Annotated in this window: 16 protein-coding genes; 15 read left to right on the forward strand and 1 reads right to left on the reverse strand. The window is 56.3% G+C overall.

The genetic code is table 11. The features are described from left to right. Positions 1 to 180: 180 nt before the first annotated feature. The 13 genes from ACIOZM_RS01255 to ACIOZM_RS01315 all read left to right on the forward strand — a co-directional run bounded on the left by ACIOZM_RS01255 (position 181) and on the right by ACIOZM_RS01315 (position 14,480). Positions 181 to 546 carry a response regulator gene (locus ACIOZM_RS01255; protein WP_401208530.1) on the forward strand — a complete coding sequence of 122 codons (366 nt, stop codon included), beginning with the start codon at positions 181 to 183 and terminating at the stop codon, positions 544 to 546. Between the two features lie 168 nt (positions 547 to 714). Continuing rightward, positions 715 to 2,022, forward strand: a complete 1,308-nt coding sequence (locus ACIOZM_RS01260) for a glycosyltransferase (RefSeq protein ID WP_401208533.1) — start codon at positions 715 to 717, stop codon at positions 2,020 to 2,022. A 116-nt stretch (positions 2,023 to 2,138) separates the two neighbouring features. Next, the gene (locus ACIOZM_RS01265; RefSeq protein WP_401208536.1) at positions 2,139 to 2,948 is read left to right on the forward strand and encodes a phosphatidylinositol-specific phospholipase C domain-containing protein; all 810 of its coding nucleotides are present in this window, start codon (positions 2,139 to 2,141) and stop codon (positions 2,946 to 2,948) included. A 256-nt stretch (positions 2,949 to 3,204) separates the two neighbouring features. Continuing rightward, the gene (locus ACIOZM_RS01270; protein WP_401208539.1) at positions 3,205 to 4,083 is read left to right on the forward strand and encodes a phospholipase; all 879 of its coding nucleotides are present in this window, start codon (positions 3,205 to 3,207) and stop codon (positions 4,081 to 4,083) included. Between the two features lie 79 nt (positions 4,084 to 4,162). Beyond that, entirely contained in the window at positions 4,163 to 5,068 is a 906-nt protein-coding gene (locus tag ACIOZM_RS01275; RefSeq protein ID WP_401208541.1) for an AraC family transcriptional regulator, read from the forward strand. Positions 5,069 to 5,293: 225 nt separating this feature from the next. Beyond that, positions 5,294 to 6,604 (forward strand): ABC transporter substrate-binding protein, encoded by a 1,311-nt coding sequence (locus ACIOZM_RS01280; RefSeq protein ID WP_401208544.1) that lies wholly within the window; start codon positions 5,294 to 5,296, stop codon positions 6,602 to 6,604. Between the two features lie 154 nt (positions 6,605 to 6,758). After that, positions 6,759 to 7,685 carry a carbohydrate ABC transporter permease gene (locus ACIOZM_RS01285; protein ID WP_401208547.1) on the forward strand — a complete coding sequence of 309 codons (927 nt, stop codon included), beginning with the start codon at positions 6,759 to 6,761 and terminating at the stop codon, positions 7,683 to 7,685. Between the two features lie 8 nt (positions 7,686 to 7,693). Further along, positions 7,694 to 8,524, forward strand: coding sequence for a carbohydrate ABC transporter permease (locus ACIOZM_RS01290; protein WP_401208549.1), 831 nt, complete (start codon positions 7,694 to 7,696; stop codon positions 8,522 to 8,524). Between the two features lie 94 nt (positions 8,525 to 8,618). Continuing rightward, the gene (locus tag ACIOZM_RS01295) at positions 8,619 to 9,722 is read left to right on the forward strand and encodes an ABC transporter ATP-binding protein (RefSeq protein WP_401208552.1); all 1,104 of its coding nucleotides are present in this window, start codon (positions 8,619 to 8,621) and stop codon (positions 9,720 to 9,722) included. 15 nt (positions 9,723 to 9,737) lie between these two features. Next, positions 9,738 to 11,210: a mannitol dehydrogenase family protein gene (locus tag ACIOZM_RS01300; protein WP_401208555.1), complete on the forward strand. Its 1,473-nt coding sequence runs from the start codon at positions 9,738 to 9,740 to the stop codon at positions 11,208 to 11,210. A 155-nt stretch (positions 11,211 to 11,365) separates the two neighbouring features. Further along, positions 11,366 to 12,862: a xylulokinase gene (gene xylB, locus ACIOZM_RS01305; RefSeq protein WP_401208557.1), complete on the forward strand. Its 1,497-nt coding sequence runs from the start codon at positions 11,366 to 11,368 to the stop codon at positions 12,860 to 12,862. 13 nt (positions 12,863 to 12,875) lie between these two features. After that, a complete protein-coding gene (locus ACIOZM_RS01310) occupies positions 12,876 to 13,814 on the forward strand; it encodes a carbohydrate kinase (RefSeq protein ID WP_401208559.1) in 939 nt (312 codons plus the stop codon). A 45-nt stretch (positions 13,815 to 13,859) separates the two neighbouring features. Then, entirely contained in the window at positions 13,860 to 14,480 is a 621-nt protein-coding gene (locus ACIOZM_RS01315; protein WP_401208562.1) for a hypothetical protein, read from the forward strand. 120 nt (positions 14,481 to 14,600) lie between these two features. On the opposite strand, the gene ACIOZM_RS01320 is transcribed toward ACIOZM_RS01315, so the two are convergent. After that, a complete protein-coding gene (locus ACIOZM_RS01320) occupies positions 14,601 to 15,902 on the reverse strand; it encodes an OprD family porin (RefSeq protein WP_401208565.1) in 1,302 nt (433 codons plus the stop codon). A 373-nt stretch (positions 15,903 to 16,275) separates the two neighbouring features. Here ACIOZM_RS01320 and tssI point away from each other — a divergent pair, with 373 nt between their 5' ends. Together tssI and ACIOZM_RS01330 are read left to right on the forward strand one after the other, a co-directional pair. After that, the gene (gene tssI / locus ACIOZM_RS01325) at positions 16,276 to 18,567 is read left to right on the forward strand and encodes a type VI secretion system tip protein TssI/VgrG (protein ID WP_401208568.1); all 2,292 of its coding nucleotides are present in this window, start codon (positions 16,276 to 16,278) and stop codon (positions 18,565 to 18,567) included. Continuing rightward, positions 18,564 to 20,120: a hypothetical protein gene (locus tag ACIOZM_RS01330; RefSeq protein WP_401208571.1), complete on the forward strand. Its 1,557-nt coding sequence runs from the start codon at positions 18,564 to 18,566 to the stop codon at positions 20,118 to 20,120. Before tssI ends, ACIOZM_RS01330 begins: the two co-directional genes overlap by 4 nt. Positions 20,121 to 20,123 lie beyond the last annotated feature (3 nt).

Genomic DNA, 20,123 nt, shown 5'->3' on the forward strand with positions numbered 1-20,123 from the left:
AGCAATTTCCTACATTTGCCAGAGCCTGCGAAGGTATCAACGGTTATCCTTGGCCGTTGGGAACGCCTATTCTTTTTATAGCGAATGGGGAACTTGTGGCCTAGCGCCACTTACTCATGCAAGAGGCCGGCAGTTTCGATCGGCCTACACCCCCTGAATCCATTCTTGAGAGCCTTCAATATGTCCACCCCAGCGTCCACCATCCTTGTAGTAGAAGACGACGATATCGTGCGCATGCTGATCGTCGATGTGCTCGAGGAGTTGGAGTTCAGTGTGCTGGAAGCGGATGGCAGCGAGCAGGCGCTGACGTTTCTCGGTGATGATGCCAAGCAGATCGACCTGATGATGACCGATGTCGGTCTGCCGGGTATGGATGGCCGCGAATTGGCCGGCGAAGCCCGTAAACTTCGTCCTGCCCTGCCGATCCTGTTCGCCAGCGGCTATGCCGAGAACATCGACGTACCGGCGGATATGCATGTGATCGGCAAGCCGTTTTCGATTGATCAGTTGCGTGACAAGGTCAAAGGCATTCTTGCCAGCGCATGACGATGAATATTCGGATGCCATCCGAATGACCTTTTGAATGTCGAAAATCTTTACCGAGCCACCACCTCATCGCTGAAATCCGAGGCTTCGAATGAAATCATATCGAGCCGGATATGATCTAATCGCGCCCCGTTTTTTGTCTTGCCCGTTTTTTGAGGAACCTTCCCCATGACTCCATCCCCAGCCACCAAGGTCCTGGTCATCGGCTACGTCTGGCCAGAACCACGTTCTTCGGCGGCCAGCGGGCATGTGATGCAGATCCTCGAGACATTCCTTGAGCAAGGTTGGGACATCACCTTCAGCAGCCCTGCCGGCCCGGGTGAGCACAAGGCCGACCTGGCGCAACTGGGTATCCGCGAAGTACCGATTGAACTCAACAACAGCAGCTTCGATGTCTTTGTCAGTGAACTGGCCCCGGATATCGTGCTGTTCGATCAGTTCATGATGGAAGAGCAGTTCGGCTGGCGTGTCGAAAAGCACTGCCCCGACGCGTTGCGCATTCTCGAGACTTCCGACCTGCAAAGCCTGCGGCATGCCCGCCACTTGCGGCTCAAGGAGCACTTGAAAAACGCGCCCGACAATCAGGATTTCAGCGCCCTGTTCTCACCCGCGCTGGCCGAAGAGTTCCAGTTGATGGCCGACAGCGACATGGCCAAACGGGAAGTCGCCGCGCTGTATCGCTGTGATTTGAATCTGATGATTTCAGAGGTCGAAATCGAGTTGCTGGTCGAGCAGTTCGGTTTGCCACGCAGCCTGTTGCACTGGTGCCCGTTGATGGTTGACCTCCCCGTTGGCGAATCGCGAGCCTTTGCAGATCGGGCGCACTTCCTGAGTATCGGCAACTTCCGTCACGCGCCTAACTGGGATGCGGTGCTTTGGATGAAAACCACCATCTGGCCATTGATCCGCGCACAACTGCCGCAAGCACAACTGCATATATATGGCGCCTATACACCGCCCAAAGCCACTGCCCTGCACAATCCGGCGCAAGGGTTTCATGTAATGAACTGGGCCGAAGACGCCTTGCAAGTCATGTCTGCCGCACGGGTGTGTCTGGCTCCTCTGCGCTTCGGTGCCGGTATCAAGGGCAAGATTGTCGATGCGATGCTCTGCGGCACGCCATCGGTCACCACACCGATCGGCGCTGAAGCCATGCACGGTGAGCAGCCCTGGCCCGGTGCAGTCGCCCGCACGGCGCAGGAGTTTGCCGATTGCGCGGTGCATATCTACCGTGATGAAGCGCGCTGGAACGAAGCCAGCCAGGCAGGTGACAGCCTGTTGGCGCAACGCTACCAGCGATCCGTACATGGCCCGGCGCTGATCGAAAAACTCCATGTTTGCCTGAGCAACGTAAAACAACTTAGAAAGTTGAACTTCACCGGCAGCATGTTACGCCACCACCACCACAAAAGTACCCAGTACATGTCGCAATGGATCGAAGCAAAGAACCAAGGTAACTCCACTCAAGCCAATTAAGTATATATACATCCAGAATCAATCCGCGCATTGCATCAACAGCTCAACTTCCTTTAAAAATAAGTACCTCACCACTAATGGGTGAGGTACTTATTTACACTCACAAGGAAGTCACCATGAACAGTACGACATCAACCGGGTTCTCCCTAAACAATTGGATGGCTGGTACACCCGCCATCGATAAATTGTCGCTTTATAAACTGGCATTGCCTGGCACACACAATGCCGGTTGCGATTGGCAGGCGTCATACGCCCTGATCCCAGGCGCCCACTGGGTAGCCTGTCAGCACAAGGCTTTTTACGAACAGCTCAACAGCGGTTCCAGAGCATTGGACCTGCGACTGGTCTACAAGAATAACGGCGAGGGACTTGCCAAGTTCCGGATTCAGCATAATGGTTTTTTATCTTCCCGAACGCTCGGAAATCTAGTATCGGACATAGAACGGTTCCTGACCGAAAATCCTGAAGAGTTTATTATTTTAGACTTTCACGAACTGAAAGAAGAGAGCCATCCTTTCGACTATGTGACATTCAACAACATGTTGTTGAAGTCTCTAAATAACAGGGTTATCCCATCTAGCAATCGTCATTTAAGTCTGGCGCAACTGAAAAATATAAGCCGATCGCAAAGAATTCTAATCCACGCTGGATGGCATCGGGAACTTGACAACGTCTGGTTCAATGACAAGGTGCAGCACCAATGGATCGGCACCCAGACACCCGGCGCCAGTGACATACAAAAGTTTATTGCCGAGGTCATGGTTTCGCCGCCCTCCTCTTATCAACCCTGGTCGCTATCGGCTACCTGCTATGCGGCATTGGGCGGGCCTGTAGACATTCATACCCATCTGGATCGCTGGTTTGATCCGGCCAATAGTGACTGGCTCCTCAAGTGCAACATCGTCAATGTCGACTTTATCGAATAATCCAGGCTCGTCTCGTTCTGCCGTACTGCAAACCTGCTGAAAGCCAGCCGCCTATGACCAACGCTTTTGAGTGCCATACATTGGCTATTCTTTAGCAGATATTGCCACCGCTGGTAATAACTCTGCGTGTTTGTATGCTGTATTTGTCGCCCGTCGACAATCGATGGACATGCCGGGTGGTGCTTGAAACGTCACCCGCCAAATATCAGCATCGCCTCATGGATGGGGCGAATAATCACGACAAGGAGTCATCAGCATGAGCAGCGCCACACCGGGGCTCGATAAGCGGAAATGGATGAGTAATGTGCTGGACATCGATCATCTCAAGTTGACCGATATTGTCTGGCCAGGCACCCATAACAGTGGCATGGACAAAAAAGCGCCTAACCACAAGGTCGTCCCCGGCAACTGGACGACCTGCCAGAACGACTCGTTTGCCTGGCAACTCGACAACGGCGCACGGGCATTCGACGTGCGCCTGGGTTACACCGCAGCGCCCGAGCGCCCGAAATTCTACTTTCACCACAATGGCTATCAGTCCAACCGCACGCTCGACGAACTGCTTGAAGCGCTGCCCGCCTTTCTCGATCGTAATCCCGACGAGTTCATCGTCCTGGACTTTCATCAACTGGGCGACGGCGACAAACCCTTCGACCGCAAGCAACTGAGTGACCTTCTGCTCGCTCGCCTCGGCTTACGACTGATACCTTTTGCACACTCGACGAGCACGATTGCCGAACTCAAACGCGCCAGTTCAAAGCGTCGAATCATTCTTGCGGCGCGCTACTCGCCGGAACAGGACAACGATTACTTCTGGCCACAAATCACCCACAAATGGAACCGCAACATCTTCACCGATACCGGCGCACTCAAACGACATATCGAAACCGTTCTGCAAGACGCTCCATACGAAACCTTCATCTGGTCTCTGCCTGCTACCTGCTATTCACTGCTGGGAGGGCCGGCAGACATCAAGCGCTCTATCAATGACTGGTTCCACTCTTCTCGTGACTGGGTAACCCGCTGCAGCATCATCAGCACCGATTTTTTTGACGAGTCCGAGATCGTCCATTACTGCTGGGTCGCCTGCAGCATGAAGGCGGTTTACGGACGTGCATTACACGAGTCTGACTAAACAGTATTTCTCGCGCACTGGCGCGGTAGACGCGGAAAGGGGCATGATCGGACAGCAATAACAATAAAAGCGTACTGACATGACCCGAACAGCCCGCGTGACCGACCCCTCTTATGAGCTGATGGATGACCACAACGGGTTGTCCATCATCTACCGCCAGCATGGTTTCCCGTGCCCGCTGGTGCGCTGGCATTTCCACAAGGAATACGAGCTGCACCTGATCGTCGCCAGTTCCGGCAAGGTTTTCATCGGCGACTATATCGGCAACTTCTATCCGCAAACGCTGTTCCTCACCGGCCCTAACCTGCCGCATAACTGGATCAGTCAGGTCGCCGAAGATGAAGTGGTGCCCAAGCGCGACATGCTGGTCAACTTCACTGATGAGCTGTTTGAAAGCGGTCATCAGGTGTTTGCCGAACTCAAGACCCTCGCCCCATTACTGGAGCGTGCCCAGTACGGCATCGAGTTTCGCAACCCGCAGACCATTCGCCAGGCCATGACGCTGATGCAGCGGATCGCCGATACCCAAGGCATCACGCGCCTCGGGCATTTTCTTATCCTGATGGAGCTGCTGGCGGCGAGCGACGATTATCAATTGCTCTCCGGCGCGACCAATACGCAACTGGCCGATGAGCACAACATCGACCGCACCAACCGCGCAGTCGATTACATCTTTGCCCACTACGCCCGGGAACTGACACTGGAAGAAGTGTCCGAGCATCTGGGCATGAAACCGACCTATTTCAGCCGCGTGTTCAAGCAGGCCACCGGGCGAACCTTCATCGAATTCGTCAATCGCCTGCGTATCAGCAAATCCTGCGAATTGCTGGCCGACGGCGACAAACCGGTGACTGACGTGTGTTTCGAGTCGGGCTTCAACAATATTTCCAACTTCAACCGGCGCTTTCAACAGCTCAAGGGCATGACGCCTTCGCATTACCGGCGGTTGGCGGTGCAGCGGTTGACTGAACAAAATCACGCCTGAAAGCAGGATCAAAAGATCGCAGTCTTCGACAGTTCCTGCAGGGAACTGCCGAGGCTGCGATTTTTGCTTTATGCCCAGTGCAAAAAAGTATTGGTTTAAGTGCGACGGATGAGTTGTCAGTCCTGCGATTGAAGGCTGTAATCAGTGCACATTCTTCCTGCCCCGGAAGACACAAAAACAATAACTGTCCTTCTGTCACCCACGGGTGCAGAAAAGGAGTGCACGATGCAACCCACTGCAAAAGCTCTGCTTGCTCTCACCTGCATGACCCTCAGCAGCGTCAGCCTTGGCGCCCAGACCCTGACCATCGCTACCGTCAACAACAGCGACATGATCCGCATGCAGAAACTCTCGAAAACCTTCGAGACCGAGCATCCGGACATCAAGCTCAATTGGGTGGTGCTGGAAGAAAACGTTCTGCGCCAACGCCTGACTACCGACATCGCCACTCAGGGCGGTCAGTTCGATGTGTTGACCATCGGCATGTACGAAGCCGCACTCTGGGGCGCCAAGGGCTGGCTGGAACCGATGAAAGATCTGCCAGCCAGTTACGCCCTCGACGATGTATTCCCGTCGGTACGTGAAGGCCTGTCGGTGAAAGGTTCGCTCTACGCCCTGCCGTTCTACGCCGAAAGCTCGATCACCTACTACCGCACTGACCTGTTCAAGGACGCCGGCCTGACCATGCCCGAGCGTCCAACCTGGGAACAGATCGCCGGGTTCGCCGAAAAACTTACCAACAAAGACAAAGAGCAGTACGGCATCTGCCTGCGCGGCAAGGCCGGCTGGGGCGAGAACATGGCGCTGATCACCACCGTGGCCAACGCCTACGGAGCACGCTGGTTCGATGAAAAATGGCAGCCTGAATTCAACGGTCCGGAATGGAAAAATGCGCTGAATTTCTACGTCGACACCATGAAAAAATCCGGCCCGCCGGGTGCTTCCAGTAACGGCTTCAACGAAAACCTCGCACTGTTCAACAGCGGCAAATGCGCGATCTGGGTCGATGCCAGCGTCGCCGGCTCGTTTGTGACCGACAAGACCCAGAGCAAGGTCGCCGATCACGTCGGCTTCACCTTCGCCCCGCATCAAGTCACCGACAAAGGCTCCGCGTGGCTGTACTCGTGGGCGCTGGCGATTCCGACCAGCTCAAAAGCGAAGGACGCGGCTAAAGAATTCAGTGCCTGGGCGACTTCCAAGGAATACGGCGAGCTGGTGGCCAAGACCGATGGCATCGCCAACGTGCCGCCAGGCACCCGCGCTTCGACCTACAGCGAGGCGTACATGAAAGCCGCGCCGTTCGCCAAGGTCACGCTGGAATCGCTGAAGGCTGTCGACCCGAGCAAACCGACGCTCAAACCAGTGCCGTACATCGGCATTCAACTGGTGACCATTCCCGAGTTCCAGGGGATTGGCACCCAGGTCGGCAAGTCGTTCTCGGCGGCGCTGATCGGCCAGACCACAGTGGATCAGGCGCTGGCCGCAGCGCAACAAACCACTGAACGCGAGATGAAGCGCGCCGGTTATCCCAAGTAACCCGTAAAGCTCGCTCCTGCCTTTTGTGGGAGTGAGCCTGCTCGCGATAGCGGTTTCTCATTCAAAACAATGGGTGACTGAAGTACCGCTATCGCGAGCAGGCTCACTCCTACATTAGATCTTCATAGGTCTGTATGACTCGGTTGTGATCGCCATGAATACTTCAACTGCCAAAGCCCACATCGACCTGTCCAAGCCGCAGCGCAAAAGCCGCGTGGCCAATCCCGGCTGGTTTCTGGTCAGCCCATCGGTGGCCCTGTTGCTGCTGTGGATGATCGTGCCGCTGGGCATGACCATCTACTTTTCGCTGATCCGCTACAACCTGCTCAACCCCGGCGAGAACGAATTTGTCGGGCTGGAAAACTTCACCTACTTTCTGACTGATTCCGGCTTCCTGCCCGGCGCCACCAATACTCTGTTGCTGGTTGGCAGCGTATTGCTGATCAGCGTGGTGCTCGGCGTGTTGATCAGCGCCTTGCTTGAGGCCAGCGAGTTCCTCGGTCGCGGGATCGTGCGGGTGATGCTGATCTCGCCGTTCTTCATCATGCCCACGGTCGGCGCGCTGATCTGGAAAAACCTGATATTCCATCCGGTCTCGGGAATCCTCGCCTACGTCTGGCGGCTGTTCGGCGCCGAACCGGTGGACTGGCTGGCGCACTACCCGCTGCTGTCGATCATCATCATTGTCTCGTGGCAATGGCTGCCGTTCGCGATCCTGATTCTGATGACCGCCATGCAGTCGCTGGATCAGGAACAGAAAGAAGCCGCGCGCCTCGACGGCGCCGGCCCGGTCTCGATCTTCTGGCACCTGACTCTGCCGCACCTGGCCCGCCCGATTGCCGTGGTGGTGATGATTGAAACGATCTTCCTGCTGTCGGTGTTCGCCGAAATTTTCACCACCACCAACGGCGGTCCCGGTTACGCCTCGACCAACCTTGCGTACCTGATCTACAACCAGGCACTGGTGCAGTTCGACGTCGGCATGGCGTCGGCTGGCGGCTTGATTGCCGTGGTCATCGCCAACATCGCCGCGATCATTCTAGTGCGGATGATCGGCAAAAACCTGACCGATAAAGCCTGAGGCCTGCCATGACTCTTCAACAATCCCGTCGTCTGCAAAGCCTGTTTCTCGGCACGTTGGCATGGGCCATCGCCATCGTGATTTTCTTCCCGATTTTCTGGATGGTGCTGACCAGTTTCAAAACCGAAATCGACGCCTTTGCCACACCGCCGCAGTTCATCTTCACGCCGACGCTGGAAAACTATCTGCACATCAATGAGCGCAGCGATTACTTCAGTTTCGCCTGGAACTCGGTGGTGATTTCCTTCAGCGCCACTGCCCTGTGCCTGTTGATCGCGGTGCCAGCCGCCTACTCGATGGCGTTCTACGAAACCCAGCGCACCAAAGGCACGTTGCTGTGGATGCTCTCGACCAAGATGCTGCCGCCGGTGGGTGTGCTGATGCCGATCTACCTGCTGGCCAAGACCTTTGGCCTGCTCGATACGCGCATCTCGCTGATCGTGATTTACACGCTGATCAACCTGCCGATTGTGGTCTGGATGGTTTACACCTACTTCAAAGACATCCCCAAAGACATCCTCGAAGCCGCCCGCCTCGACGGCGCCACCCTGTGGCAGGAAATGGTCCGCGTGCTGCTGCCAATCGCCAAGGGCGGACTGGCCTCGACCGTGTTGTTGTCGCTGATCCTGTGCTGGAACGAAGCGTTCTGGTCGCTGAACCTGACCTCTTCGAAAGCCGCGCCACTGACCGCGCTGATTGCCTCGTACTCAAGCCCCGAGGGATTGTTCTGGGCCAAGTTGTCGGCCGTCTCGACCCTGGCGTGCGCGCCGATCCTGATCTTCGGCTGGATCAGCCAAAAACAACTGGTGCGCGGCCTGTCATTCGGCGCCGTGAAATAAATCAAAAGCAAAAGAACGCACGCAGCTCCCCTGTAGGAGCTGCCGAAGGCTGCGATCTTTTGATCTTAATAACAAAACCCGGAGGCCCATCATCATGGCCAACCTGAAAATCAAGAATCTGCAAAAAGGCTTCGAAGGTTTCTCGATCATCAAGGGCATCGACCTGGAAGTGAACGACAAGGAATTCGTGGTATTCGTCGGCCCGTCGGGATGCGGTAAGTCCACCCTGCTGCGCCTGATCGCTGGTCTGGAAGAAGTCAGCGGCGGCACCATCGAACTGGATGGCCGCGACATCACTGAAGTCAGCCCGGCGAAACGCGATCTGGCGATGGTGTTCCAGACCTACGCCCTGTATCCGCACATGACCGTGAAAAAGAACATGTCGTTTGCCCTCGACCTGGCCGGCGTACCAAAAGCCGAAGTCGAGAAAAAAGTCGGCGAAGCGGCGCGCATTCTCGAACTCGGCCCGATGCTCGAACGCAAACCGAAACAGCTTTCCGGCGGCCAGCGCCAGCGTGTAGCCATCGGCCGCGCCATCGTGCGCAACCCGAAAATCTTCCTGTTCGACGAACCACTGTCTAACCTCGACGCCGCGCTGCGAGTACAGATGCGCCTTGAGCTGCTGCGCCTGCACAAAGACCTGCAAGCGACCATGATTTACGTGACCCACGACCAGGTTGAAGCGATGACCATGGCCGACAAGGTCGTGGTACTCAATGGCGGCAAAATCGAGCAAGTCGGCTCACCGCTGGATCTTTATCACCAGCCTGCCAACCTGTTTGTCGCCGGTTTTCTTGGCACGCCGAAAATGGGCTTCCTCAAGGGCAAGATCGCCCGGGTCGACGGCCAGAGCTGCGAAGTCTCGCTGGATGCCGGCACGCGCATCACCCTGCCGTTGAACGCCACCAATCTGAGTGTCGGCAGCGCCGTGACCCTCGGCATTCGCCCGGAACATCTGGAGCTGGCGCAATCCGGCGACTGCACCCTGCAAGTCACCGCCGACGTCAGCGAGCGCCTGGGCAGCGACACCTTTTGCCACGTCGTGACCAACGTCGGCGAGGCCCTGACCATGCGCGTACGCGGTGATCTGGCCAGCCGTTACGGCGAAAAACTCAATCTGCATCTGGACGCCAGCCACTGCCACTTGTTCGACGCCGACGGCGTGGCGCTGACCCGCCCGCTGCGTGCTGCGGCCTGATTTCGGGACTCTCTGATGAAGCTCAACAAACAAAACCTCAACCGCCTCGCGCCAGAGGTGAAACTGCCGGCCTACAGCCTCGACGAAACCCGTCAGGGCATTGCGCATATCGGCGTCGGTGGCTTTCACCGTGCGCATCAGGCGTATTACACCGATGCCTTGATGAACACTGGCGAAGCGCTGGACTGGGCAATCATCGGTGTCGGCTTGCGCGCCGAAGACCGCCGCGCCCGCGACGATCTCAAGGAGCAGGATTACCTGTTCACCCTGTTCGAACTCGGCGACAGCGATGACACCGAAGTTCGCGTTATCGGCGCGATTCGCGACATGCTGCTGGCCGAGGATGGCGCGCAAGCGTTGATCGACAAACTCGCCGATCCGCAGATCCGCATCGTCTCGCTGACCATCACCGAGGGCGGTTATTGCATCGACGACAGCAACGGTGAATTCATGGCGCATCTGCCGCAGATCCAGCACGATCTGGCGCATCCGCAGGCACCGAAAACCGTGTTCGGCTTTCTCTGTGCTGCACTGGAGAAGCGTCGCGGCGCGGGCACTCCGGCGTTCACTTTGATGTCCTGCGATAACCTGCCGCACAACGGCGCGGTGACCCATAAAGCGCTGCTGGCATTCGCCACCTTGCGCGACGCTGGGCTACGCGACTGGATCGAGCAAAACGTCAGTTTCCCTAACGCCATGGTCGACCGCATCACGCCGATGACCAGCACCGCGCATCGCCTGCAACTGGCCGATCAGCACGGAGTCGACGATGCCTGGCCGGTGGTTTGCGAACCGTTTGTGCAGTGGGTGCTGGAAGACAAATTCGTTAACGGTCGCCCGGCCTGGGAAAAGGTTGGCGTGCAGTTCACCGACGACGTGTCGCCGTATGAAGAGATGAAAATCAAACTGCTCAACGGCAGCCATCTGGCGCTGACTTATCTGGGCTTTTTGAAGGGCTACCGCTTCGTTCACGAAACCATGAACGACCCGCTGTTTGTGCGTTACATGCGCGCTTACATGGATCTGGACGTAACGCCGCAACTGGCGCCGGTACCGGGCATCGACTTGACTGACTACAAGAACACGCTGGTGGCGCGCTTCTCCAATCAGGCGATTGCCGATCAACTGGAGCGGGTGTGTTCCGATGGTTCGTCGAAGTTTCCCAAGTTCACCATTCCGACTCTCAATCGGTTGATCGCCGATGGTCGCGAGACCAAGCGAGCGGCACTGGTAGTGGCGGCCTGGGCGCTGTATTTGAAGGGTGTCGATGAGAATGGCGATACCTATTCGATTCCTGATCCGCGGGCGGCGTTTTGTCAGGCGCTGGTGGCGGATGATGCGTTGATCACTCAGCGCTTGCTGGCGGTGGAGGAGATTTTCGGCACGGCGATTCCGCAATCGGCGGAGTTTGTTGCGGCGTTTGAGTGGTGCTGTAACAGCTTGCGTGAAGAGGGTGTGACGCGGACGCTGGAGCGGGTGTTGGCCTGAGTGATGCGGTGAAATGACTGCCGTCATCGCTGGCAAGCCAGCTCCCACAATGTTCTCGGTGGTTTACAAATATTGAGCACACCCGAGAACCTGTGGGAGCTGGCTTGCCAGCGATTGGCTTCACCAGGATTGACATGACACCCTGAGGATCACCTATGACAACCCGACAACTCTTCCTCGGCATCGACTGCGGCACCCAAGGCACTAAAGCGATCATCCTCGACGCCAGCAGCGGTCAGGTCCTCGGTCAAGGCGCCGCGACGCACACGATGATCAGCGGCGCCAATGGCCGTCGCGAACAAGACACCCAGCAATGGCTGGACGCCTTCGCCCTCGCTACTCGCCGCGCCCTGCTCGCGGCACAGGTCGATGGAAAGGAAATCCTCGGCATCGGCGTCTCCGGCCAGCAACACGGGCTGGTTCTGCTCGACGACCAAGGTCAGGTGCTGCGCCCGGCCAAGCTTTGGTGCGACACCGAAACCACGGCTGAAAACGACCGTCTGTTGACCTATCTGGGCGGTGAGAAAGGCTCGCTGGAGCGCCTCGGCGTGGTCATCGCGCCGGGCTACACAGTTTCGAAACTGCTGTGGACCAAAGAACAACATCCCGCCGTGTTCTCGCGTATCGCACGCATTCTGCTGCCCCACGATTATCTGAATTTCTGGCTGACCGGACGCGCCTGCAGCGAGTACGGCGACGCCTCCGGCACCGGCTATTTCAACGTGCGCAGTCGCCAGTGGGACTTGCAACTGTTGCGCGACATCGATGCCAGCGGACGCCTGCAAGCGGCGCTGCCGGAACTGATCGACGCGCATCAAGCGGTCGGCACGATTTTGCCGTCGATTGCCGAACAGCTTGGCCTCAACCCCGACGCTATCGTCTCCAGTGGCGGCGGCGACAACATGATGGGCGCCATCGGCACAGGCAATATTCAGCCCGGCGCGATCACCATGAGCCTCGGCTCCTCGGGCACGGTTTACGCCTATTCCGATGCGCCGAAAGTCAGCCCCGATGCCTCGGTCGCGACGTTCTGCTCCTCCAGCGGCGGCTGGCTGCCGCTGATCTGCACCATGAACCTGACCAACGCCACCGGTGCGATTCGTGATTTGTTCAAGCTCGACTTGCAGCAGTTCAACGATCTCGTGGCCCAGGCCCCCATCGGCGCGGAGGGCGTGAGTATGCTGCCGTTCCTCAACGGCGAGCGCGTCCCCGCCCTGCCCCACGCCACCGGCAGCCTGCACGGGCTGACCATCGACAACCTGACCCAGGCCAATCTGTGCCGCGCGGTGGTCGAAGGCACGACTTTCGGTTTGCGTTATGGGCTGGATCTGTTGCGCCACAATGGTTTACAAAGCCGCAGTATTTGTCTGATTGGCGGCGGCTCGAAAAGCGCGGTGTGGCGACAGATCGTTGCCGACATCATGAACACCCCGGTGATCTGCACCGAACAAAGCGAAGCCGCCGCCCTTGGCGCTGCGATTCAGGCCGCTTGGTGCAAGTCATGGTCGAACGGTCACGAGGACACGCTGGCGGATCTGTGCCAGCGTTGCGTCAAACTCGATCTGCAAAGTGAAACCCTGCCAGTCGCCGCCAATGTCGCGGCGTTTCAGCAGGCTTATGAACGCTATCAACAGCATGTCGCAACCTTATAAAGAGCAAACAACTATGTACCTGGTGTGTGGCGAAGCCCTGTTTGATTTCTTCAGCGAAGACGATGCCAGCGGTCTGGCGTCGAAAGTGAATTTCAAGGCGATTGCCGGCGGCTCGCCGTTCAACGTAGCGGTGGGATTGCGCCGTTTGGGTGTGGACTCGGCGCTGTTCGCCGGGCTGTCGACCGACTACCTCGGCCGACGTTTGCAGCAAGTGCTGCAAGACGAAGGCGTAAGGCCTGACTATCTGGTGGATTTCGCCGCGCCGACCACATTGGCAATGGTCGCGGTCGGTGCCAATGGCTCGCCGCACTACAGCTTTCGTGGCGAGGGCTGCGCGGATCGGCAATTGAGCGTGGCGCACATGCCATCGTTGGGGCCGGAGGTTCGTGGCTTGCACATCGGCTCGTTTTCGCTGGTGGTGCAACCGATTGCCGACGCACTGCTGACGCTGGTTCAGCGTGAAAGCGGCAAGCGCCTGATCACGCTCGACCCTAACGTACGCCTCAATCCTGAGCCGAATATCGAGCTGTGGCGCTCGCGAATCGCCACGCTGGTTGAACTGGCAGACTTGATCAAAGTCAGCGATGAAGACTTGAGCCTGCTGTATCCCGAGCAAGATCCACAGCGAGTAATCGAAGGCTGGCTGAAGCATCGTTGCCAGGTGGTGTTCCTCACCCGTGGCGGCGACGGCGCTACTGTTTTCAGCCGCGCACACGGTTCATGGTCGGTGCCGGCATGCTCGGTGAAGATCGCCGATACCGTAGGTGCCGGCGATACCTTCCAGGCAGCGCTGATTACCTGGCTGACCGAGCAAGGGCTGGATTCGGTAGAAGGTGTGCAAAAGCTCAATCGCGAGCAGATCGACGGCATGCTCAAGTTTGCCGTGCAGGCCGCAGCGATGACTTGCAGCAAGACCGGTCCGGATTTGCCTTATCGTCATCAACTGTCCTGAGCGCGTAGACTGTCGCCCTTTTTGCGCACCACGGGATAAAGGCTTTTGAACTCAGGGCAGACAGTTGGACTACTGGTACTCGCGGCACTCTTGACCGGGTGCGGCACATCACCGCCGCGCTCGCCCGAGAATATCTGCGAGATCTTCCGGGAAAAAAGCGACTGGTACGACGCCGCGCAAGTTACGCAAAAACGTTGGGGGGTGCCGATTCAGGTGCCCTTCGCGATCATGTATCAGGAGTCCGGCTATCGCTACGACGCCAAAACCCCGCGCAAATATCTGCTTTGGGTGATTCCGTGGGGCCGGGTGTCGACCGCCAAGGGTTATGCGCAGGCCAAGGATGAAGTCTGGTCCGACTATCAGAAAAGCACCGGCCGGAATTGGGCCGACCGTGGCGACTTCGATGACGCCATCGACTTCGTCGGTTGGTACATGGACAAGACCACCTCGATCAACGGCGTCTACAAGTACGACGCCTACGGCCAGTACCTCAACTACCACGAAGGCTGGGGCGGCTATCGGCAGAAAACCTATGCCAGCAAGGCGTGGCTGATGACCACGGCCGGCAAGGTGCAGACGCGTTCGAATATGTATGGCCAGCAATATGCGGCGTGCAAGGATGATCTGAATCGCGGCTTCTGGAGCCGGTTCTGGCACTGGCTATAAATCCGGACTTGCCGAACGCCCCTCTGTAGGAGCTGCGGCACGCTGCGATCTTTTGACGTAGTTTTTTCAAAACAAGATCAAAAGATCGCAGCGTGCCGCAGCTCCTACAGGGTTTTGTGGTTACAGGACGGAGAAGTTGTAGCTCACAATCAACCGGGTCTCATCGACATCCCGGGCGAACTTCTCGTAGTTCGTCCGGTAAGTCGCATTACGCAAACGCAGGCTGACGTCCTTGAACGTGCCGCTCTGAATCACGTACTTCAACTCGCTGTCGCGTTCCCACTCCTTACCTTCCTGCGCACTGCCCAACACCTTGATGTGGTCACCGTTGACATAACGCGTCAGGAAGCTCAGGCCATTGATGCCGATGGCTTTGAAGTCATAGTCATAACGCAACTGCCACGAACGCTCCTGCGCTGCGGCAAAGTCGTTGACCTGCACATAGTTGACCAGATACGGGTTGGTGCCATCGAGGTACGGCATCGAGTTGTCGCCGTTCATGCGCTGCCAACCGGCGCTGAACGTATGGCCGGTGATCGCATACGAAAGCATGCCGCTCAAGGCACGGTTGTCGATGGAGCCTGCGCGTTGTGCGCCGCTGTCGGCACTCTTCAGGACGCGCAAATCAGCCTTCAACACGCCGTCGCCCAACGGTTGATTACCCAGCAGACCGATAAAGTGCTGGCGATAGATATCTTCCAGCTCAGCGTAGTGATACTGCGCGGTAAGACGCTCGTTGATCTTGTAGTCGAAGCCGTACATGTCGAAATGATCGGCAGTGGTGTTGCAGGCATAACGCTTGTTCTTGCAGTGCACGCGAATGTCTTGCGAATCGGTCGAGTCACGCGCGGTGTACTTGTCCAGGCGCGCCGCCATAAAGGTCAGATCCTTGACCTCTTTGGAAGTCAGCATCGCACCGTTGAACATGGTCGGCAGCAGGCGCCCGTCGTTGTACTTGAGCAGTGGCAGGTCCGGCATCAGCGCGCCGTATTTCAACACCGTGTCGGAAACCCGAACTTTGGCAGTCAGGCCCATTTTCGCGTATTGGCCTTTCGAGCCGCGCGGGTTGTCGCCGCTCGACGGCAGCAAACCGCTGTTACTGCGATCAGGGCTGGAATCGAGCTGAAAACCGAGCATGCCCAGCGCATCGATACCAAAACCGACGGTGCCCTCGGTGTAGCCCGATTGCAGGTTGAGAATGAAACCCTGCGCCGACTCTTCACGCTTCGATGCGCCCTGCTCGTTGCTGGTGTGCCCATCACGGAAATCGCGGTTGAAATACACCGTGCGCGACTCGATCTTCGCCGTGGTGTCTTCCAGAAAACCGCTGGCCTGAACCTGCGCGGTAAAACCTGCGCACAGCACAAAGGCTCCGAAGCCAAACGACTGGCGCGGGTTGATGAGGGGAAATGGGGGACGCATGAAAAACTCCAACAGTGCAGCGTTTGCGCACAAGCGCAATAAGCCAGAAAAATAGCTTTCGCCCCAGATCAATTCAGAGCCGGGAGAAAGTGAAACGCGGGGGTGAACGGCAATGATGGCAGATGGCTTTGACGGGCTACAGGCGACTTTAGTCTGAAACTGACTGATTGTTCTCGGCTGACAGATGATCGCAGCGCGGTAAATTTCCTTCTGATCGGCGGCAAAAAACGCCGGTTTTATTGGGCCAGACGTTATGTCTAAGGGAATCCCCTAGGCTTGTTTAGGACGATTCCTACGGCATTTGCGCCTTGAACGGTGCAGGCTAATCCTGCAACATCCCCCCTCTGCTTATCCAAAGGACGGAAACCAAGGCATGCTGGACGCCAATGCAACTCACATCACCCTCACGATCGAAGGCGCTTCCGTCGATCTGCAAGTGCTCAGTTTCACTGGCCGCGAAGCACTCAACCAGCCTTTCCGTTTCGACCTCGAACTGGTCAGCGGCCGCCCCGACCTGAAACTCGAAGAGCTGCTGCACAAACCAGCTTGCCTGACTTTCGGCGCCACCGGCGAAGGAAAAATCCATGGTCTGGTGTACCGCATAGAGCAAGGTGATTCCGGCAAGACTCTGACTCGTTACAGCATCAGTCTGGTGCCTCAACTCGCCTATCTGCGGCACAACCATGATCAGCAGATCTTCCAGCATCTGACCGTACCGAAGATCATCGCCCAAGTGCTGGAGGATCGCGGGATTCTTGCTGACGCCTACAAATTCCAGCTTGGCGCCGAGTATCCGGAACGCGATTACTGCGTGCAGTACGACGAATCCGATCTGCATTTCATTCAGCGTCTGTGCGAGGAGGAAGGCATTCACTTCCACTTCCAGCACAGCAGCAGTGGGCACACACTGGTGTTTGGCGATGACCAGACGGTGTTTCGCAAACTCAAACCTGTGATCTACCAGCAAGACTCCGGCATGGCTGCGGATAAACCGGTGATCAAGCGCTTCAATCTGCGTCTGGAAACTCGTACGTCCCGTACCAGTCGCCGCGACTACGACTTCGAAAAACCGCGCATCCTGCCCGAAGGCTCTGCCAAAAGTGCATTCGCCCCGGATCTGGAGGATTACGACTATCCGGGCCTGTTTACCACCCGCGAACGTGGCAAGCAGCTGTCGACCCGCGCCCTCGAACGCCATCGCAGCGACTACAAACTGGCCGAAGGCAAAGGTGATGAACCGACCCTCACCAGCGGCCACTTCATGACCCTGGCCGAGCATCCACGCGCAGAATGGAATGAAATGTGGCTGCTGCTGGAAGTCTTCCACGAAGGCAAACAGCCGCAAGTGCTCGGTGAAAACGTCACCAGCGACGTCACCGACAACAAAAGCGATTTCCATCAAGGCTACCGCAACAGCTTTCTCGCGACCCCGTGGGACGCGCACTTCCGCCCTGCCCTCGAACACCCGAAACCAAAAGTCCTCGGCAGCCAGACCGCCATCGTCACCGGCCCGCCCGGTGAAGAAATCCACTGCGACCAGTACGGCCGGATCAAAGTGCAATTCCACTGGGACCGCGACGGTCAGTCCAACGACCAGACCAGTTGCTGGCTGCGCGTCGCCAGCGGTTGGGCGGGCGCAGCCTACGGTGGCATTGCCATCCCCCGCGTAGGCATGGAAGTCTTGGTGACTTTCCTTGAGGGCGATCCCGATCAACCGCTGGTGACCGGCTGCCTGTACCACAAGGAAAACGTCGTCCCCTACGACCTGCCGGCAAACAAAACCCGCAGCACCTTCAAGACCCTCAGTTCCCCGGGCGGCAAGGGCTACAACGAATTCCGCATCGAAGACAAAAAGGGTGTAGAGCAGATCTACATCCACGCCCAGCGCGACTGGGACGAAAACATCGAGCACGACCAGAAAATCCGCGTTGGTAATGAACGGCATGACACCGTTGAAGCCAACACCCTGAGCGAATTCAAGGTCGAAGAACACCGCATCACTTACCTTGACCGCGTCAGCGAAATGCGCGCGGATGATCACCTGACGGTTGGCGTGACCCAGCATCTGAAGGTCGGCAGTGCGCAGTTTGTTGAAGCAGGCACAGAGATTCACTACCACGCGGGCGACAAGGTCGTGATCGAGGGCGGTATGGAACTTACTGCCAAGGCTGGCGGCAGTTTTGTGAAGGTTGATGCCGGTGGCGTGACGATCAGTGGTGCTGAGGTGAAGGTTAATACCGGGGGGGCACCCGGGGTTGGAACCGGGATCGGAATTCTCTCTCCGCTGATTCCTAGGTTAGCGGCAGCTGATATCGCCGGCAAGTTAATGGAAAAGGCTAAGTCCAATCCAACTTGGCTTGAGTTGAACCTGCACTACAACAATCTTGAACCCGTTCCGGGCGCTTCCTATCTCGTGGAGTTCGCAGACGGTTCAACTCGTAAAGGTGTACTTGATGATGACGGATTTTCCCGATTGGAAGATGTTCCTAAAGGTCCGGCAAAAATCTATTACGGCGAAGACCCAAGATCCTTCGATCGGGAATCAGTAACAGTCGTACAAAGCAGCGACGAAAAGGTCAATGAGGACCTTCGCAAACTCGGACTTGACCCAGAGAAAGTTGATTTACAAGCGCTAATGGAAAAAGCAGCAGGGAGACTGACATGAGCGAGGAACTAGTCGAAGATAATGCAGCCGAGACTGAAGATCGTACCGCCGCTTATCAGGAAGCTGCTGTAGAGCTTGCTAAAGGCATTGCGTTAGGCGCAGTACCTTTTTTAGGACAAGCGATAGATGCATATGACACTATTGAGTCATCTATCGTTCTCTATAACGCAGAATCAGACTCTGGTAAAGAAGACGCCAAGTTTGACTTGCTAATGGCAGTCATAGGCTGGATTCCAGGACCTGGAGACGGTTTAAAGAAAAGCTTGCGAATCGTCAATAAAGACCCACAGCGTTTCGCGCCAGTGCTTTTTGATTTACTTCGTTTCGTATTAGAAGAGTGCGGAATTAAAACAAGCCCTGAGGAACTACTTAAACAGATCTTCGACGCAGGAAAGCTACGTGCAGAAATAGATGACATCATCACTGGTGTAAAAGGTTCATCTACCTTCCAAAGCCTTCCAAACTGGGCTCAATCCACAGTAGTGACCGTACTTGCCACTTCCCGCGACAATATGCCAGCAATGCTTGGCATAGTTGAAAATCGGTTGATCAAGTGGAAAGGAATGCAACGTAACAGTTCCGGAATGGCATCAGGCACTACTAAACCCGCCAAAGTCAAGAAACCGGCAAGTAAAGACCCAGCCGTGGCGAGTCGGGGAAATGACAATCCAAGCAGCACATCGGACAAAAAAAGTGATTCCACAAAGCTGGGACGGAACCCAAATCTCGACATAACTAATGAAGCTTTGGGCGTTAGCGGCGAACACATCGCCGACTATGTGTGTGCCGAAGTTTTTGGATGGGGGAAAGATTGGGACGGACATGATAAAGGTATCGAAGGGAAATGGATAAACGGCAAACCCGACTCCAATAGATTGGGAAAAATTTCCAAGGGAGGCAGCGAAAAACGCTGGAACGTTCTCTATAAACTAACGGACGCAGCTAACGGGACTGGAATTGACTCCATTTGGCGAGCCAATCCGGAGACCAATAGCAACGAAAAGTATGCAATCGTTGAAGCGAAAGCCAGTCGCGAAGAAGACGCACCAAAATTCATGCGGAAAACGGGCAATACACGTAAACCAAGTATTGTGTCTAAGCTTGGGGTCAATGGAATAGACGCATCTACACTATTAGAGCCAATCGAAGACAAACCTGCAAATACAGGAAAAAAAGGTGCTCCACCGCAAAAAAGTGGTAAACGGACCCCTCAACCTACGGGTAAGAAACCAGCGCCTCAAATAAACGGCAAAACTATTCTCGTTCAAATGAGCCGTGAATGGATTGAGAAAAACCTAATTAAATCCGCACCTGAAAAGCTTATAAAAGAAGTAAAGTACTCATATAGCCGGCACTTGTTTTTTTCACCACTTTACTTGGAAAGTTCGGAACAGCACGCGAAAGCTCGCTTTGAGCGATCTGAAGCCGAGACGCATGCTGAACACAAGGCAATTCACTATGAAGAGAACGCAGTCAAAGCCGCCGTCAACAAGAAAAAGCGCTCATTAATTAAAAAATTCGGAAACTTGGATTCTCTTAAGATTGAGGCTTAAAGC

Source organism: Pseudomonas sp. NPDC087346 (genome assembly GCF_044744235.1).
In the GTDB taxonomy this organism is placed as follows: Bacteria; Pseudomonadota; Gammaproteobacteria; order Pseudomonadales; family Pseudomonadaceae; genus Aquipseudomonas.

Coding starts and splice junctions, on each gene's coding strand:
- ACIOZM_RS01255 (WP_401208530.1), top strand. CDS start 181: ATGTCCACCCCAGCGTCCACCATCCTTGTAGTAGAAGACGACGATATC.
- ACIOZM_RS01260 (WP_401208533.1), top strand. CDS start 715: ATGACTCCATCCCCAGCCACCAAGGTCCTGGTCATCGGCTACGTCTGG.
- ACIOZM_RS01265 (WP_401208536.1), top strand. CDS start 2,139: ATGAACAGTACGACATCAACCGGGTTCTCCCTAAACAATTGGATGGCT.
- ACIOZM_RS01270 (WP_401208539.1), top strand. CDS start 3,205: ATGAGCAGCGCCACACCGGGGCTCGATAAGCGGAAATGGATGAGTAAT.
- ACIOZM_RS01275 (WP_401208541.1), top strand. CDS start 4,163: ATGACCCGAACAGCCCGCGTGACCGACCCCTCTTATGAGCTGATGGAT.
- ACIOZM_RS01280 (WP_401208544.1), top strand. CDS start 5,294: ATGCAACCCACTGCAAAAGCTCTGCTTGCTCTCACCTGCATGACCCTC.
- ACIOZM_RS01285 (WP_401208547.1), top strand. CDS start 6,759: ATGAATACTTCAACTGCCAAAGCCCACATCGACCTGTCCAAGCCGCAG.
- ACIOZM_RS01290 (WP_401208549.1), top strand. CDS start 7,694: ATGACTCTTCAACAATCCCGTCGTCTGCAAAGCCTGTTTCTCGGCACG.
- ACIOZM_RS01295 (WP_401208552.1), top strand. CDS start 8,619: ATGGCCAACCTGAAAATCAAGAATCTGCAAAAAGGCTTCGAAGGTTTC.
- ACIOZM_RS01300 (WP_401208555.1), top strand. CDS start 9,738: ATGAAGCTCAACAAACAAAACCTCAACCGCCTCGCGCCAGAGGTGAAA.
- xylB (WP_401208557.1), top strand. CDS start 11,366: ATGACAACCCGACAACTCTTCCTCGGCATCGACTGCGGCACCCAAGGC.
- ACIOZM_RS01310 (WP_401208559.1), top strand. CDS start 12,876: ATGTACCTGGTGTGTGGCGAAGCCCTGTTTGATTTCTTCAGCGAAGAC.
- ACIOZM_RS01320 (WP_401208565.1), bottom strand. CDS start 15,902: ATGCGTCCCCCATTTCCCCTCATCAACCCGCGCCAGTCGTTTGGCTTC.
- tssI (WP_401208568.1), top strand. CDS start 16,276: ATGCTGGACGCCAATGCAACTCACATCACCCTCACGATCGAAGGCGCT.
- ACIOZM_RS01330 (WP_401208571.1), top strand. CDS start 18,564: ATGAGCGAGGAACTAGTCGAAGATAATGCAGCCGAGACTGAAGATCGT.